At 70.3% G+C, this 15,188-nt stretch carries 13 protein-coding genes and 4 tRNA genes; 9 read left to right on the top strand and 8 right to left on the bottom strand.

The window, feature by feature from the left end; all coding sequences use genetic code 11:
- Positions 1–9: 9 nt before the first annotated feature.
- A complete protein-coding gene (locus tag ACIA6C_RS05670; RefSeq protein ID WP_190186906.1) occupies positions 10–213 on the top strand; it encodes an acyl-CoA carboxylase subunit epsilon in 204 nt (67 codons plus the stop codon).
- 89 nt (positions 214–302) lie between these two features.
- Here the strand turns inward: ACIA6C_RS05670 and ACIA6C_RS05665 are convergent, their stop codons facing one another.
- The 8 genes from ACIA6C_RS05665 to ACIA6C_RS05630 all read right to left on the bottom strand — a co-directional run bounded on the left by ACIA6C_RS05665 (position 303) and on the right by ACIA6C_RS05630 (position 10,691).
- On the bottom strand, positions 303–884 hold the full coding sequence (locus ACIA6C_RS05665) for an ATP/GTP-binding protein (protein ID WP_079429940.1): 582 nt from the start codon (positions 882–884) through the stop codon (positions 303–305).
- Entirely contained in the window at positions 865–1,443 is a 579-nt protein-coding gene (locus tag ACIA6C_RS05660) for a DUF742 domain-containing protein (RefSeq protein WP_361128175.1), read from the bottom strand. Before ACIA6C_RS05660 ends, ACIA6C_RS05665 begins: the two co-directional genes overlap by 20 nt.
- 93 nt (positions 1,444–1,536) lie before the next feature.
- Entirely contained in the window at positions 1,537–1,950 is a 414-nt protein-coding gene (locus tag ACIA6C_RS05655) for a roadblock/LC7 domain-containing protein (protein ID WP_008739857.1), read from the bottom strand.
- 10 nt (positions 1,951–1,960) lie between these two features.
- Positions 1,961–5,155, bottom strand: coding sequence for a nitrate- and nitrite sensing domain-containing protein (locus tag ACIA6C_RS05650; RefSeq protein ID WP_399273118.1), 3,195 nt, complete (start codon positions 5,153–5,155; stop codon positions 1,961–1,963).
- A gap of 295 nt (positions 5,156–5,450) precedes the next feature.
- Positions 5,451–6,035 (bottom strand): ATP/GTP-binding protein, encoded by a 585-nt coding sequence (locus ACIA6C_RS05645; protein ID WP_136214586.1) that lies wholly within the window; start codon positions 6,033–6,035, stop codon positions 5,451–5,453.
- Complete coding sequence (locus ACIA6C_RS05640) at positions 6,016–6,408, bottom strand: DUF742 domain-containing protein (RefSeq protein ID WP_136214587.1); 393 nt, start codon at positions 6,406–6,408, stop codon at positions 6,016–6,018. Before ACIA6C_RS05640 ends, ACIA6C_RS05645 begins: the two co-directional genes overlap by 20 nt.
- Before the next feature lie 152 nt (positions 6,409–6,560).
- Positions 6,561–6,974, bottom strand: coding sequence for a roadblock/LC7 domain-containing protein (locus tag ACIA6C_RS05635; RefSeq protein WP_306432442.1), 414 nt, complete (start codon positions 6,972–6,974; stop codon positions 6,561–6,563).
- A 9-nt stretch (positions 6,975–6,983) separates the two neighbouring features.
- A complete protein-coding gene (locus ACIA6C_RS05630) occupies positions 6,984–10,691 on the bottom strand; it encodes a nitrate- and nitrite sensing domain-containing protein (RefSeq protein WP_399273115.1) in 3,708 nt (1,235 codons plus the stop codon).
- Between the two features lie 568 nt (positions 10,692–11,259).
- Here ACIA6C_RS05630 and ACIA6C_RS05625 point away from each other — a divergent pair.
- From ACIA6C_RS05625 to ACIA6C_RS05590, 8 genes are all read left to right on the top strand, one after another.
- Positions 11,260–11,454 carry a hypothetical protein gene (locus ACIA6C_RS05625; RefSeq protein WP_361128165.1) on the top strand — a complete coding sequence of 65 codons (195 nt, stop codon included), beginning with the start codon at positions 11,260–11,262 and terminating at the stop codon, positions 11,452–11,454.
- Between the two features lie 109 nt (positions 11,455–11,563).
- Positions 11,564–12,352 carry a fumarylacetoacetate hydrolase family protein gene (locus ACIA6C_RS05620; protein ID WP_361128162.1) on the top strand — a complete coding sequence of 263 codons (789 nt, stop codon included), beginning with the start codon at positions 11,564–11,566 and terminating at the stop codon, positions 12,350–12,352.
- Positions 12,345–13,820 carry a glutamate--tRNA ligase gene (gene gltX, locus ACIA6C_RS05615; RefSeq protein WP_366083363.1) on the top strand — a complete coding sequence of 492 codons (1,476 nt, stop codon included), beginning with the start codon at positions 12,345–12,347 and terminating at the stop codon, positions 13,818–13,820. Before ACIA6C_RS05620 ends, gltX begins: the two co-directional genes overlap by 8 nt.
- A 125-nt stretch (positions 13,821–13,945) precedes the next feature.
- A complete protein-coding gene (locus ACIA6C_RS05610; protein ID WP_399273112.1) occupies positions 13,946–14,674 on the top strand; it encodes an HAD family hydrolase in 729 nt (242 codons plus the stop codon).
- Positions 14,675–14,759: 85 nt separating this feature from the next.
- A tRNA-Gln gene (locus ACIA6C_RS05605) sits at positions 14,760–14,831 on the top strand.
- A 26-nt stretch (positions 14,832–14,857) separates the two neighbouring features.
- Positions 14,858–14,930, top strand: a tRNA-Glu gene (locus tag ACIA6C_RS05600).
- A 63-nt stretch (positions 14,931–14,993) separates the two neighbouring features.
- Positions 14,994–15,066: transfer RNA gene (locus tag ACIA6C_RS05595), tRNA-Glu, on the top strand.
- A gap of 27 nt (positions 15,067–15,093) precedes the next feature.
- Positions 15,094–15,165, top strand: a tRNA-Gln gene (locus ACIA6C_RS05590).
- The last annotated feature ends 23 nt before the right edge of the window (positions 15,166–15,188 follow it).

Here is a 15,188-nt window from a genome sequence, read left to right as displayed (position 1 = left end):
CTGCCACCCATGAGCGTCACCGCAGACACGCTGCTCAAGGTCGAGAAGGGCCACGCCGAGCCCGAGGAGCTGGCCGCGATCACCGCCATCCTGCTCGCCCGCGCCGCCGCCACCCCCGCGGCCGCCCCGGTGCACCGCATCGGCTCCCAGGCCCGCTGGCGCCGTCTGGAGCGCAGCCCCGGCTTCCGCTCCGCCCACAGCTGGCGCGGCTAGGACCGCGAGCACCGGCGGCACCACGACGAAAGGGCCCCCGCACTCCTCCCGGAGTGCGGGGGCCCTTTCGTACCGGCCGGTCCGGCCGGCTAGCGCAGGCGGGCCATCAGGGCGTGCTCGACCAGGGTGATGAGCGCGCTCTTCGCGTCGCCGCGGTGGCGGGCGTCGGTGGTGATGATGGGGGCGTCCGGGCCGATCTGCAGGGCCTCGCGGACTTCCTCCGGGGTGTACGGCTGGTGGCCGTCGAAGCCGTTGAGGGCGATGACGAACGGCAGGCCGCTGTTCTCGAAGTAGTCGACCGCGGGGAAGCAGTCCGCGAGGCGGCGGGTGTCGACCAGCACCACGGCGCCGATGGCGCCGCGCACGAGGTCGTCCCACATGAACCAGAAGCGGTCCTGTCCCGGGGTACCGAAGAGGTACAGGATCAGGTCCTGGTCCAAGGTGATGCGGCCGAAGTCCATGGCGACCGTGGTGGTCGTCTTGTCCCCGGTGTGGGTCAGGTCGTCGATACCGGCGGAAGCGCTGGTCATGACGGCTTCGGTACGCAGCGGATTGATCTCGGAGACCGCGCCGACGAACGTGGTCTTGCCCACGCCGAAGCCGCCCGCCACCACGATCTTCGCGGAGGTGGTGGAGCGAGCCGCTCCGCCGTTAGAGCTTGCGAAGTCCACTGAGCACCCTTTCGAGCAGTGTCACATCTGGCTGGCCGCCGGCAGACTCGTCGCCGCCGGGCTGATGAATGGCGACAAGGCCCGCCTCTGCCAGGTCGGCGACGAGGATGCGGGCGACACCAAGAGGAATGGAGAGGAGTGCCGAGATCTCCGCGACGGATTTGATCTCCTGGCACAGACGGCAGATGCGCTGGTGCTCGGGCAACTGCCCTTGCAGCCGAGCGGGATCGGCCGTGGTACTGACCAGCGCCTCGATGGCGAGCTGGTAGCGCGGCCGGGTACGGCCGCCGGTCATCGCGTACGGACGCACCAGGGGGTTGTGCGCCTTGGGGGCCTGCGGACGCGAGGCCCGCGGCTCCTGCTGCGGAAGCCGGTGAGGAGCCTGCGGCTGCTGCGGCTGCTGCGGCTGTTGGGGCTGCTGCCCGTACGGCTGCTGCTGGTAGGGGTTGTGCTCCGGCACGGGCCGGCTGGGCGCGGAGGGGAAGTTGAAGCGGTTCTGGTCGTGCCCACCCTGCGGCTGCTGCGCGCCGCCATAAGGATGTCCTCCGGGTGTTGTCACGCTTCCTCCTCCTGCTCCAAGAACGCAGTACTCCCTGTAGAACCGCGCCACCGCACCCTATGGTGCGATGACGCGAAACGCACTGCCTGTTTGCTAGTTGAGAAGACTTCCCTGCAGCTCCGAACGCAGTTCCGGGGTGAGGACACTGCCGGCTCGGTCCACAAGGAGGGCCATCTCGTAGCCCACGAGGCCGATGTCGCACTCGGGGTGCGCGAGCACCGCGAGCGACGAACCGTCGGAGACGGACATGAGGAACAGGAATCCCCGGTCCATCTCCACCACGGTCTGGTTGACGGCGCCGCCCTCGAAGATGCGGGAGGCCCCGGCGGTCAGCGAGGTCAGACCGGAGGCCACGGCCGCCAGCTGATCGGCGCGGTCGCGCGGGAATCCGTCGGACATCGCCAGAAGAAGGCCGTCGGCGGAGACCACCACCGTGTGGGACACCCCGGGGGTGTTGTCCACGAAGTTGGTGATCAACCAGTTCAGGTTCTGTGCCGCCTGGCTCATCGGGCTCACACTAACGCTCCTGGTCATAGCTGTTACTTGACTGCTCGGAACCCGCGCTGCGTCCCTGCTGGACACCCCGCCGCAGGTTGCTCAACCTGCCGCGGACGTCCTCCGGGGCGCGGGAGACCTGGGGGCCGCCCTGCGGGGTCGTCTCCGCAGCGCCCTCGACCAGGTTGGCCTTGGGCACCCGCCGAGGGAGACCGGACGGGGTGACCCCGCCCGCCTTCGGCTCACGGAGCTTGGCGGCCTGCTGCCAGCGCTCGTCGTTGTTCGAACGCCACGCTGCGCTGCCCGCCGTCTCCTCCGGCTCCAGCTCCGCGCCGGCCGGCTGCTGCTGACGCTGCGGCCGCTGCTCGAAGAGGGATCCGGTGGACTCCGCTTTCTGCTGTCCCGACTGCCACTGCTGGCTGCCGCGGCGCGGCAGGCCGGCCCCGGTCATGTGGTGGCCGGTGTCGGCAGCGGCGCCCGGACGATCGAAGCCTACGCGGTCCGGAGCCGCTTCGGGAGCGGCCTGGGATTCCGATTCGGTCCCGTAATCCTGCTGGTAGGCGCCCGAGTAGGTGTTCTGTTCGGGCCACTCCGCCTGCTGGGACTGAGATCCGTAGCCGTCGTCGTAGGACTGGGCGCCCTGACCCTGGTCCTGGTATTCCGCTTCCGGATACGCGTAGTTCTGCTGCGGGTAGGCCTCGTAGGACTGCTCGGTGCCCGAAGCGTCGTACGAGGATTCGTAGCCCTGCTCGGACTGCTGCTCGTAGCCCTGGTACTCCTGGTAGCCGTGCTCGGGCTGCGGCTCCGGATACTCCTGCGCGGCATGCCCGGACTGCTGGTCCTGGTCCTGCTCCTGCGGGTAGCCCACCTGGGCCGCCAGCGCGGCCCGGCGCTCCTGCTGGGTCAGGGACCGCCCGACCGGGTCGAGCGGGCGCTCCTCGCCGTCGCCCTGGGCGTCGTAGCGCGAGTCGTCGAAACCGAGCTCGGCGGCCGTGCGCAGCGGCGGGGCCGACTGGGCCTGCTGCTCCGGGATGATCGAGGAGACCGTGAAGTCGTCGTCCGGTATGCCCTCGCCACCGCCACCGTGGGTGATGGCGTCGGGGAGCATGACCAGCGAGGTCGTGCCGGCCGCTTCGCCCGAGGGACGCAGCTGGACGCGGATGCCGTGGCGGTCCGCCAGCCGGCCGACCACGAACAGACCCATGCGCTGCGAGATCGCGGCGTCCACGGTCGGCGGGTTCGCCAGCTTGTGGTTGATGTCCGCGAAGTCCTCGGCGGTGAGGCCGATGCCCTTGTCGTGGATCTCCACCATGACGCGGCCGTCGGGCAGGCGCGTGGCGTTGACGCGGACCTTGGTCTGGGGGGAGGAGAACGTGGTCGCGTTCTCCAGCAGCTCGGCGAGCAGGTGCACGAGGTCGGTGACGGCCTGGCCGTGGATCTCCGCCTCGGAGACGCCCGAGAGCTCGATGCGCTCGTACTGCTCCACCTCGGAGGAGGCGGCGCGCAGCACGTCGACGAGGGGCACCGGCTGGTCCCAGCGGCGGCCGGGCTCCTCACCCGCGAGGATGAGGAGGTTCTCGCCGTTGCGGCGCATACGGGTGGCCAGGTGGTCCAGCCGGAAGAGGTTCTCCAGCTGGTCCGGGTCGGCCTCGTTGTTCTCCAGGTCGGTGATGAGGGTCAGCTGGCCCTCGATCAGCGACTGGTTGCGCATGGAGAGGTTCGTGAAGATCGCGTTGACGTTCCCTCGCAGGAGCGCCTGCTCGGCGGCGAGCCGGACCGCTTCCCGGTGGACCTGGTCGAAGGCGCGGGCGACCTCGCCGATCTCATCCTGGGAGTCGATCGGGATCGGCGTCACGCGGGTGTCGACCTTGCCGGGGTCGGTGCGCGAGAGCTGGTCGACGAGCGTCGGCAGGCGCTGCTCGGCGACGTCGAAGGCGGCGCTGCGCAGGCGGCGCATCGACCGGCTCATCTGGCGGGCCATCATGCCGGCCAGGATGAAGGCGGCGAGCAGGGCCACGACCACGGCGGCACCGGTGATGATGGCGTCGTTGCGGGCGGAGTCGGAGAGCGCGACGGAGTCCTGGACGGCCTTGCCGAGCAGTTCCTTCTCGATCTCGGCGTAGCCGTCGAACTTGGCGGTGGCCGCGGCCTGCCAGGCGGGGGCGGTGGTGCCGGCGGCGGCGAGCTTGTCCTTGCCGACGCCGCTGGCTATCGCCTCGGTCATGCCGGTGAGGGCGGAGCCGTTGACGACGGGCGGGGCCTTGAAGGGGGTTCCGGCCTGCTCGGCCGCCAGCTTGGCGGCGGTCAGCTTGGCGGCGCCGTCCTTGGACTTCTCCGCCATGACCTCTTTGAGGCGGTTGGTGTCCGCATCGGTGCCGGCGGCGACGTACTCGCCGATGGCGATCTCTTCGAGGTAGGCGTAGGAGGAGAAGGCGACGAGCTGGCCCTTGCGGGTGTCCTCGTTCTCGTTCGGGCGGACCAGCAGGTGCGTACCCACCGACCGCTGGAGCGAGTTGGCGGCCTTGGCCAGCTCGACGGCGTAGACCATGCGGCCGTAGCTGGTGACGTTGCCGGTGCCCAGGCCCAGTTCGTTGGAGAACGTCATGAGGTAGTGCTGGACCAGCACGTAGCCCTCTTCGGTCGGGATGGGGCCCGCCGAGTTGGGGAGCGCCTTCTTCGGCGTCTCCGGAGCCGTGTAGGCCGTCTTGCGGACCTGCTCCAGCTTTGGCTCCTCCTGGTGGAAGAGTGCCAGGCGGTGCTCCAGACCCTGGTTCTTCGGGAGGTCCTTGGAGGCCTCGGCGAACTTCTCCTTGGCCGCGTCCGTGGCCGCGTACGCCTTCTGCACGATCGGGCTGTTGCGGTCGCCCTTGAGGAGCGGCTCGGCCGTGAGGTCACGCTCGTTGAGGAGGGCCTGTCCGTACTCGGCCGCCGCCTGGACGATGCGGGCGGTCTTCTCGGCGTCCTTGGCCTCGTTCCAGCTGTCGACCGAGCCCTTCACCTGGAACCCGCCCATGACCAGTCCGACGAGGACGGGCACGAGGAGGATGGCGTTCAGCTTGGTCGGCACACGCCAGTTGCGCGGGGCGAACTTGCTGCTGCTGCCCTTGGCGGCGGGTGGCTCCACGGGCACGTCGACGTGCGACGCGGCCGCTCGCGGCGGCGGGGTGAAGTTGCCCCGCGCGGGTTCGACCCCGGGGCTCGCGTTGCTTCGCCTCACTCGTCCAACAACCTCTCGGCGGTGCTACTAGCTAGTTCGTTGAATTCCAGCACGGTTGACGGTCCTGTTCCAAACACTTGGAATCAGCCATTCCGACAACCTTATGTCACGTATAAATCGGACATAAAGAGCGACCTGCGGCAAAAGCCGGGCCAGTTGTGAGCACAGCGGTACCGCGTGAACGCACCCTGTGCCCAACTGGCGCCAATTGTCTGTCGAAACGTTATGAACGAGGAGGGCGGGCCGTGTTCTATGACACAACCCGCCCTCCCTCGGAACCGACATGCGAGCGGCGCTACTTGAGCCGCGCCATCAACGCGTGCTCCACGAGCGTGATGAGCGCGCTCTTGGCGTCCGCGCGGTGGCGGGCGTCGGTGGTGATGATGGGGGCGTCCGGGCCGATCTGCAGGGCCTCGCGGACTTCCTCCGGGGTGTACGGCTGGTGCCCCTCGAAACCGTTGAGGGCCACCACGAACGGCAGCCCGCTGTTCTCGAAGTAGTCGACCGCGGGGAAGCAGTCGGCCAGACGGCGGGTGTCGACCAGGACGATCGCGCCGATGGCGCCGCGCACGAGGTCGTCCCACATGAACCAGAAGCGGTCCTGTCCCGGGGTACCGAAGAGGTACAGGATCAGGTCCTGGTCCAAGGTGATGCGGCCGAAGTCCATGGCGACCGTGGTGGTCGTCTTGTCCCCGGTGTGGGTCAGGTCGTCGATGCCCGCGCTCGCGGACGTCATCACGGCCTCGGTACGCAGCGGATTGATCTCGGAGACCGCGCCGACGAACGTGGTCTTGCCGACGCCGAAGCCGCCCGCCACCACGATCTTCGCGGAGGTGGTGGAGCGAGGAGCCGCTCCGCCGTCAGATCTTGCGAAGTCCACTGAGAACCCTCTCGAGCAGCGTTACATCCGGCGTTCCGCCGGCCTCTCCATTGCCCGGCTGGTGGATGGCCACCATTCCGGCCTCGGCCAGGTCGGCGACGAGGATCCGGGCGACACCGAGCGGCATCGACAGCAGTGCGGAGACCTCCGCGACCGACTTCACCTCACGGCACAGGGTGCAGATGCGCTGGTGCTCCGGCAGCAGGCCGGACAGGTGCATCGGATCGGCCGTGGTGCTGACCAGCGCCTCTATGGCGAGCTGGTAGCGGGGCCGGGTCCGGCCGCCGGTCATCGCGTACGGACGTACCAGCGGCTGGTCGCCTTCCGAGTACGAGTCTCCGTACGAGTCCGGGTAGGCGGGGGGCGGGGTCATTGATCCTCCGGGCTGGACAGCAGTGGTCAGCGTGCCGTCTCACGGGGCGGCCGGTGGGGGGGACGGTATGACGGCCTGGCGGTGGTACTTGGTTGCGGGGCGGGAGCCCCGGTCCCCCGGCCGGAAGTACCGTCCGGCCGGGAGGGTCGCGGTCAGCCGAGCAGGCTGCCCTGGAGTTCCGAGCGCAGTTCCGGGGTGAGGACGCTGCCGGCCCGGTCCACGAGGAGGGCCATCTCGTAGCCCACGAGGCCGATGTCGCACTCGGGGTGCGCCAGTACGGCCAGCGAGGACCCGTCGGAGACGGACATGAGGAAGAGGAACCCCCGGTCCATCTCCACCACGGTCTGGTTGACGGCGCCGCCCTCGAAGATGCGGGAGGCCCCGGCGGTCAGCGAGGTCAGGCCGGAGGCCACGGCCGCCAACTGATCGGCCCGGTCACGGGGGAAACCTTCCGACATCGCCAGAAGGAGTCCGTCGGCGGAGACCACCACCGTGTGGGACACCCCGGGGGTGTTGTCCACGAAGTTGGTGATCAACCAGTTCAGGTTCTGTGCCGCCTGGCTCATCGAACTCAACTATCGCTCCTGCTGGTAAGTGGGGTCGATCTGGTAACTGCCGGTCGCGGGGCCGGTGGTGCCGGCCTGGCGCCCCTGCTGGATACCGCGTCGGAGGTTGGTGAGGCGGCCGCGGACGTCGTCCGGGGCGCGCGAGACCTGCGGGCCGGTCTGGGACTCGGCCTGCTGCTGGGCGGTGCCGGCCACGAGGTTCGCCCGCGGCACCCGCTTGGGCAGGCCCGAGGTGGTGATGCCGCCGGCGGCCGGCTGGCGCACCCGCTCGGCCTGCCGCATCAGCTCGTCGTTGGGCGAGGACCGCCAGCTGACGGTCGGCACCGCGCCGGTCGCCGTCTGGTCGGCCGCGGGCTCCTGACCGCGCTGGGGGAGCGGCTGCTGGTGAGCCGGCGCGGCGGGAGCCTGCTGCTGGAACTGCTGCTGCGGCTGCTGGGGTACGGAGGGACCGCCGTCCTGGCGGGCCCAGTTCGACTCCAGCGTGTCGAAGATGGGGCTGCGGGCCTCACCCGGACCCGGGGCCGGCGGCAGCGCCTCCGGCTGCGGACGCGGCGCCGAGTAGCCGCCGGTCTGGGGAGCCGGGACCTGGCGGCCGTTGTAGCCGCCCACGCCGGGACCGCCGCCGCGAGGTGCCTGGAAGTCCCCGGGGCGCTCGAACTGCCCGGTGGCAGACGGGTCCAGGGGACCGCGCACGTCGGGGCGCTCGAACTGCCCGGTGGTGCTGCCCGCGGCGCTGCCGCCGGTGGCACGCGGGGCCGGGGCGTTGAAGTCCGGCCGGGGGAACTCGGCCGTCGCACCGGGGCCCGACAGCTCGTCGTGCCCCCGCGGGACGTCGTGGCCGCCCTGGCCCGCGCCCCAGCTGGTGCTCTGCGGAGCCCCTCCGGGCGCGGTACCCGCACCCGGGAGCTCCGGACGCGGGGCGCCGCCGCGCGGCGGCAGCTGCGGCCGCTTGCGCTGGACGGGAGCCTGGCCCTGGCCCTGGCCCTGGCCCTGGGCGGTGGCCGGAGCGGGCTGCTGCTGCGGCCGCTCGAAGCCGTTGCCCTGCGGGAAGGCGGAGGGACCGGCACCGGGCCGCTGCTGCGGACCGCCGGCGGGACGGGTACCGGGCCGGGACTGGGCACCGCCGGGCGCTCCGCCCGTCGGGCCTCCGTTCGGGACCCGGCCCGGGAGCGGGGCACCGGGGGCGAAACCGCCCGCGCCCTGACCCGCCGGGGCACCGGGACCGGCCTGCGGACGCGCCGTCGGGCCGCCCTGCGGGCCGGGACCCTGGCCCTGGGGCCGCGCCTGCGGACCGGCGGAACCGTCCCGCCCGGGCAGCGCGGCACGCTGCCCGGCGGCGGGGACCTGACCGCGCTGCGGACCGGCGCCCACGGGGGGACGCGCGCCCGTGCCGCCGACGGGACCCTGGCCCGCGGAACCGCCCGGACCGCCCTGGGGAGAACCGGAACCGGGACCGCCCTGGCCGCCCTGGCCCGGCATCGGTGCGGGCTTCTTGCCGCCCTGGGCGACGTCCACCGGCAGCATGACGAGCGCGGTGGTACCGCCCGAGTCGGAGGGGCGCAGCTGGATCCGGATGCCGTGTCGCAGGGACAGGCGGCCGACCACGAAGAGGCCCATGCGGCGGGAGACGGAGACGTCCACGGTGGGCGGCGACGCGAGCCGCTCGTTGATCGCCGCGAGGTCCTCGGGGGAGAGGCCGATACCGGTGTCGTGGATCTCGACGAGCACCCGGCCGTCCGGCAGGGCGTGACCGGTGACCTTGACCTTGGTCTGCGGGGAGGAGAACGAGGTGGCGTTCTCCAGCAGCTCGGCCAGCAGGTGCACGAGGTCGTTGACGACGCGGCCGGCGACGTCGGTGCCGGGCACCGACGACAGCTCGATGCGCTCGTACTGCTCCACCTCGGACGCCGCGGCGCGGAGCACGTCGACGAGCGGGACGGGGCGGGTCCACCGGCGGCCCGGCTCCTCGCCCGCGAGGACGAGGAGGTTCTCGCCGTTACGGCGCATTCGGGTCGCGAGGTGGTCGAGCTTGAAGAGCGAGGACAGCTGGTCCGGGTCGGCCTCGCGCGACTCCAGCTCGGAGATGAGCGAGAGCTGGCGCTGGATCAGACCCTGCGAGCGGCGCGAGAGGTTGGTGAACATCGCGTTGACGTTGCCACGCAGCAGTGCCTGCTCGGCGGCGAGGCGGACGGCCTCGCGGTGCACGTCGTCGAAGGCCGCGGCCACCTGGCCGATCTCGTCGCGGGTGTGCAGACCGACGGACTCCACCGTGGTGTCGACGTCCTGCGGGTCGGTCTCGGAGAGCTGCTTGACGAGCTCGGGCAGCCGGTCCTGGGCGACCCGGGTCGCCGTGTCCTGGAGGCGGCGCAGCGAGCGGATCATGGAGCGGGCCATGACGAAGGCGCCGACGAGGGAGACGCCGAGGACGAGCAGGATCAGCGCACCGTTGATGATGGCGTCCTGCTGCGACTCGCTCTTGAGCTCGCGGGCCTTCTGCTCCATGTCCTCGAGCAGGGTGAGCTCGATGACCTTCATCGCCGTGAGCTTGGTGCCGTCGGAGTCGTACCAGTCCATCCAGGAGCGGTACTCCTGCTCCTTGGAGAACTGTCCCGGCGAGGACAGCACGCGGCGGGTGTAGTGGTCCGCCTTGCTGATCTCCGCGTTGCCGTCGCCGAGGCTCGCGAGGAGTTCCTCGGGCTTGCCCTGGTAGACGAGTTCGAAGGTCTTCTTCGCCTGGCTCTCGCCGCGCAGCGCGGACATCGCGTACAGGCGGTCGTTCTCGGACAGCTGGCCCGGGTGGTCGCCGCTCTCGGGGAGCGAGGCGGCGATCATCGCGCGCTGGATGGAGGCGTACTCCTTGGCGGAGGAGAACGCCGCCAGGGCACGCGTACGCTTGATCATCTCCGGGTTGGAGGTGGCCTGGGCCATGTCCTGCGAGAGCGAGAGCAGCGAGACGATCAGCGCGTTGTACTCGGTGACCGTCTGCTGGGCGCTGCTCTGGTACGCCTTCTTGCGGATGTCCTCGATGCCGGTGAGCTGGCGGCCGATCTGCAGGATGTTGTTGCGGATGGACTTGAGGGTCTCGTCCTTGTCCTGCGTGCTGTCGACCTTGTCGGTCGCGGCGTCGAAGGCCTTCTTGGCGACGTCCGTCTGGTCGCGGACGCCCTCGACGAGGGAGTTCGGCTTGCCCGACCTGTCGACCGACAGCGGACCGGCCGACTTGTCGCGCTCCTCCTGGAGCGCGGCGGCCAGGTTGGTCGCCTGCCGGGTCATCGTCGTCAGCAGCTGCATGTGCTCCAGCTGCGCGATGTCGTTGAGCGAGTCGTTGATGCGGAAGCCGCCGAGCGTGGTGGCGGCGACGACGGGCAGGGTCAGCAGCGACACCAGTCGCGTGCTGATGCGCCAGTTCTGCATGGCGAGGCGTGAGCCGGGCCCGCTGGGGGCCTTCGGTATCGCCACGTCCTGCTCGGGAGCCGGCTCGCCCTTGCCCTTGGTCCGCGCCGTGCCCTTGGGCTTGGCCCGGCCCTTGGCCTTCCCCTTCACGGGGCCGGCGGCATCGGGGCCCGCTCCTTCGACAGCCGGCCCGCGGTTCTGGGCGTGCTGGGGCGAGGAGCCACGGTCGGTCCCGCCGCGCGGCTCCTGCTCCGACGCAGCTTCCCCTCGGCCCTCGTGGGCCTGGGGAGAACCCTTGCCATCCCTCTTGAATCGTCCCTGCACTAGCGTCGCAACCTCTGGACCAGGCGTCCCGCCGGTGGAGCGGTGGGACGGTGTCGAGTCGTGGGGCACTGACGGCCCCATGGTGGTCGTCGGTGACCGGCGCGTCTCCCTCTCCTTGCCGCCGCGCTCGGCGCTGAGTCGCGCCACCTGCGCGCCGGCTGATTCCCGCGGCGGTCCCGCGAATTCCAGCACAGTGGGGGATCTCCAACAAGGTGCGCGCGCCGCCCCGGCGAGCCGGTGACGGCTTGTGACAGGCGCGTTACGCGACGTGGAACCCCTTTCGGGTTAAACCGGACTTACGCCGACCAAACACCGTGGCTGTCAAGGTGTCCCAGTCGAGATGATCAGGAGCGGAATGAAGCGTTCAATGGCGCAATGTCCGTTTCGCGGTGCCCAGTTGACTGCCTGTTATGCCCGTAATGCCCGGTCACTGGTGAGGAAACTCACACAGCTGTGGCCATTACTTCCCGGTTCCGTGGGGGATTCAGATGTTTAGCCTTTCCCTTTGCAGGGTTGGCGCATCCGACAACCACCACACCGACGAGCGAGCCGAGGGCCCAGAACTCCCATGAACGCGCAGAAGACGACTCTGATGTTCCGCAACATAGCCAACCCCCGCCGCACCACCCTGGCGCACCTCCAGGACGCCGAGGAACTGCAGCCGGCCGCGGCCGCGGAGCACTCCGTCGACCTCCCCGCGCAGACCGCGAACCCCCGCCGCACCGTCCTGATGGACGCGCCCGTCGCCGCCGCCGCGCAGTAGGACCCGCTCCGAAGGACGCGAAGCGCCCCCGCCCGCCGCGTTAGCCTGGAGTCCGCAGACTCCGGCCTGCGGAAACACGTGGCGCAATACAGAGGGGCAGACGCAACAGGTGCGCATCGCCAGGTTCTCGATCGACGGCAACGTCGCGTTCGGCGCGGTCGAGGGCAGCACTGCCCCCGGCGCCGAAGGCGAGCTCGTCCTCGACATCATCAAGGGCATCCCGTTCGCCGACTTCGAACTCTCGGGCACCAAGGTCCCGCTGAACAAGGTCCGGCTGCTGCCGCCCGTGCTCCCGAACAAGGTCGTGGCCATCGGCCGCAACTACGCGGAGCACGCGGCGGAGCTCGGGAACGCGGTCCCCGAGACGCCCATCACCTTCTTCAAGCCCTCCACCTCAGTGGTCGGCCCGGGCGACCCCATCACGTACCCCTCCTTCTCCCAGGACCTCCACCACGAGGCGGAGCTCGCCGTGGTCATCGGCCGGATGTGCCGGGAGGTCCCCAAGGAGCGCGTCAAGGACGTGATCCTCGGCTACACCTGCGCCAACGACGTCACCGCGCGCGACGTCCAGCAGCGCGAGAAGCAGTGGGCCCGCGCCAAGGGCTTCGACAGCTCCTGCCCCCTGGGCCCCTGGATCGAGACCGACCTCGACCCGTCCGACCTGACCATCCAGTGCACCGTCAACGGCGAACAGCGCCAGCTCGGCCGCACCAGCGACATGGTCCGATCGATCGAGGACCTCATCGTGCACATCACCGAGGCCATGACGCTGCTCCCGGGCGACGTCATCCTCACGGGGACCCCGGCCGGAGTCGGCCCCCTCAACGTCGGCGACGAGGTCGCCGTCACCATCGAAGGCATCGGCACTCTCACCAACAAGGTGATCAAGCGTGGCTAACGCGAACGTCCGCGTACGTTTCTGTCCCTCCCCGACCGGCAACCCCCACGTGGGCCTGGTCCGGACCGCCCTCTTCAACTGGGCGTTCGCCCGCCACCACGGCGGTACGTTCGTCTTCCGCATCGAGGACACCGACGCGGCCCGCGACTCCGAGGAGTCCTACCACCAGCTGCTCGACTCGCTGCGCTGGCTGGGCTTCACCTGGGACGAGGGCCCCGAGGTCGGCGGCCCGCACGCCCCCTACCGCCAGTCGCAGCGGATGGACATCTACGCGGACGTCGCCCAGCGCCTGCGGGACGGCGGCTACGCCTACGACTGCTACTGCACGACCGAGGAGCTGGAGGAGCGCCGCAACGCGGCCCGCGCGGCCGGCAAGCCCTCCGGCTACGACGGCCACTGCCGCGACCTGAGCGCCGAGCAGGTGGCCGCCTACCAGGCCGAGGGGCGTCTGTCGATCGTCCGCTTCCGGATGCCCGACGAGCCGATCACCTTCACCGACCTGGTCCGCGGCGAGCTGACCTTCACTCCGGAGAACGTCCCGGACTTCGGCATCCTGCGGGCCAACGGCGCTCCGCTGTACACGCTCGTCAACCCGGTCGACGACGCGCTGATGCAGATCACGCACGTGCTGCGCGGCGAGGACCTGCTGTCCTCCACCCCGCGCCAGATCGCGCTGTACAAGGCGCTGATGGAGCTGGGCATCGCCACCGGCGTCCCCGAGTTCGGCCACCTGCCGTACGTCATGGGCGAGGGGAACAAGAAGCTCTCCAAGCGCGACCCGGAGTCCTCGCTCAACCTGTACCGCGAGCGCGGCTTCCTCCCCGAGGGCCTGCTGAACTACCTCTCGCTCCTCGGCTGGTCGTTCTCCAAGGACCAGGACATCTTCACCATCGAGGAGATGGTGGCGAAGTTCGACATCCCGGACGTCAACGCCAACCCGGCCCGCTTCGACCTCAAGAAGGCCGAGGCGATCAACGCCGACCACATCCGCAGGATGGACCCGAAGGCCTTCGCCGACGCGTGCACCCCGTGGCTGCGTGCGCCGCACGCCAACTGGGAGCCGCAGGACTTCGACGCGCAGGCGTGGGAGGCCATCGCGCCCTACGCCCAGACCCGCGTGACGGTCCTGTCGGACATCACGGCGAACGTCGACTTCCTCTTCCGCCGCGAGCCGGTCGAGGACCAGGCGTCCTGGGACAAGGCGATGAAGGGCGAGCCCGCGGCCCTGCTGACCACTGTCCGCGCCCACCTGGAGACGGCCGACTGGAGCGACCCGGAGGCCCTCAAGCAGGCCGTGCTGACCGCCGGTGAGGCCCACGGCCTCAAGCTGGGCAAGGCCCAGGCCCCGGTCCGCGTCGCCGTCACCGGCCGCACCGTCGGACTGCCGCTCTTCGAGTCCCTCCAGATCCTGGGCAAGGACCGCTCGCTGACCCGGATCGACGCGGCCCTGGCCAAGCTCGCCGCCTGACCCGCACCACCCCCCGAAGGGGCGGCCGCCTCCGCGCGGCCGCCCCTTCGGCGTCGCCGGAACGCAGGTGACGGACTTCTGCGTCGCGCCCTCGCGGGGCGGCTGTGCGGCGTAATGTCGGCGGCATGCCGATCCGCGCGTTCTTGTGGGACGTCGACGACACCCTGTTCGACTACACCGGTGCCGACACCGCCGGTCTCGCGCGGCACCTGGCCGAGGACGGGCTGGCGGAACGCTACGGGTCCCCGGCGGCGGCCCTCGCGCTGTGGCGCGCCGCGACCGAACGGCACTGGGCGCGCTTCGCCGCCGGTGAGACGACCTTCCGGGCCCAGCGCCGGGACCGGGTGCGCGACTTCCTGGACGTCCCGGAGATGAGCGACGCCGAGGCCGAGGGCTGGTTCGACCGGTACGTCGTGCACTACCAGGCGGCCTGGGCGCTCTTCCCGGACGTGCTGCCGGTGCTGGACGCCCTGGCCCGCGATTACCGGCACGGGGTGCTCTCCAACTCCTCCACCGCCAACCAGGACCCCAAGCTGCGCCGGCTCGGGCTGCGCGAGCGCTTCGACGTACTGGTCTGCGCCGCCGAGCTCGGCGTCAGCAAGCCGGACGCCGCCGCCTTCCTCGGAGCCTGCGAGGCGCTCGGGCTGCCGCCGCAGGAGGTGGTGTACGTCGGTGACCAGCCGGAGATCGACGCCCGCGGAGCGCGGGACGCGGGCCTCGTCGCCGTGTGGCTCGACCGGAACGGCGCGCCCGGACCGGCGCCCGAAGGAGTGCACCGGATCTCCGGTCTTGCCCAGCTCCCCGCACTCGTGGCCGCCGATACCCGTTTTGGAGCACGGTCAGGCATCCGGTAATGTTCTTTCTGCGCCGCCCGAGCGGGCCGGAAGGCCGGACGGAGGCGCTAACCGAATGAAAGTCCCCCAGGGGCTTGCATTTTGGTGGGCTATAGTGTAATTGGCAACACGAGGGTTTCTGGTTCCCTTATTCTAGGTTCGAGTCCTGGTAGCCCAGCGCAGTGCAGCAGTAACGCAGTGCTTGCCCCCGTTGTGTAGCGGCCTAGCACGCCGCCCTCTCAAGGCGGTAGCGCCGGTTCGAATCCGGTCGGGGGTACAGATCCTTCCCGCAAGACCTCCACTGGGTAGCTCCCGGACGTCTTGATGCAGGATCGCTAGGGCCCCCGTTGTGTAGCGGCCTAGCACGCCGCCCTCTCAAGGCGGTAGCGCCGGTTCGAATCCGGTCGGGGGTACTATGTCTAGCTTGGTCTAGACCACTATGGGCTATAGTGTAATTGGCAACACGAGGGTTTCTGGTTCCCTTATTCTAGGTTCGAGTCCTGGTAGCCCAGCGCAGTGCAGCAGTAACGCAGTG

Source organism: Streptomyces sp. NPDC051578 (genome assembly GCF_044454045.1).
In the GTDB taxonomy this organism is placed as follows: Bacteria; Actinomycetota; Actinomycetes; order Streptomycetales; family Streptomycetaceae; genus Streptomyces.
This window is presented reverse-complemented; position numbering and strand designations above follow the sequence as displayed.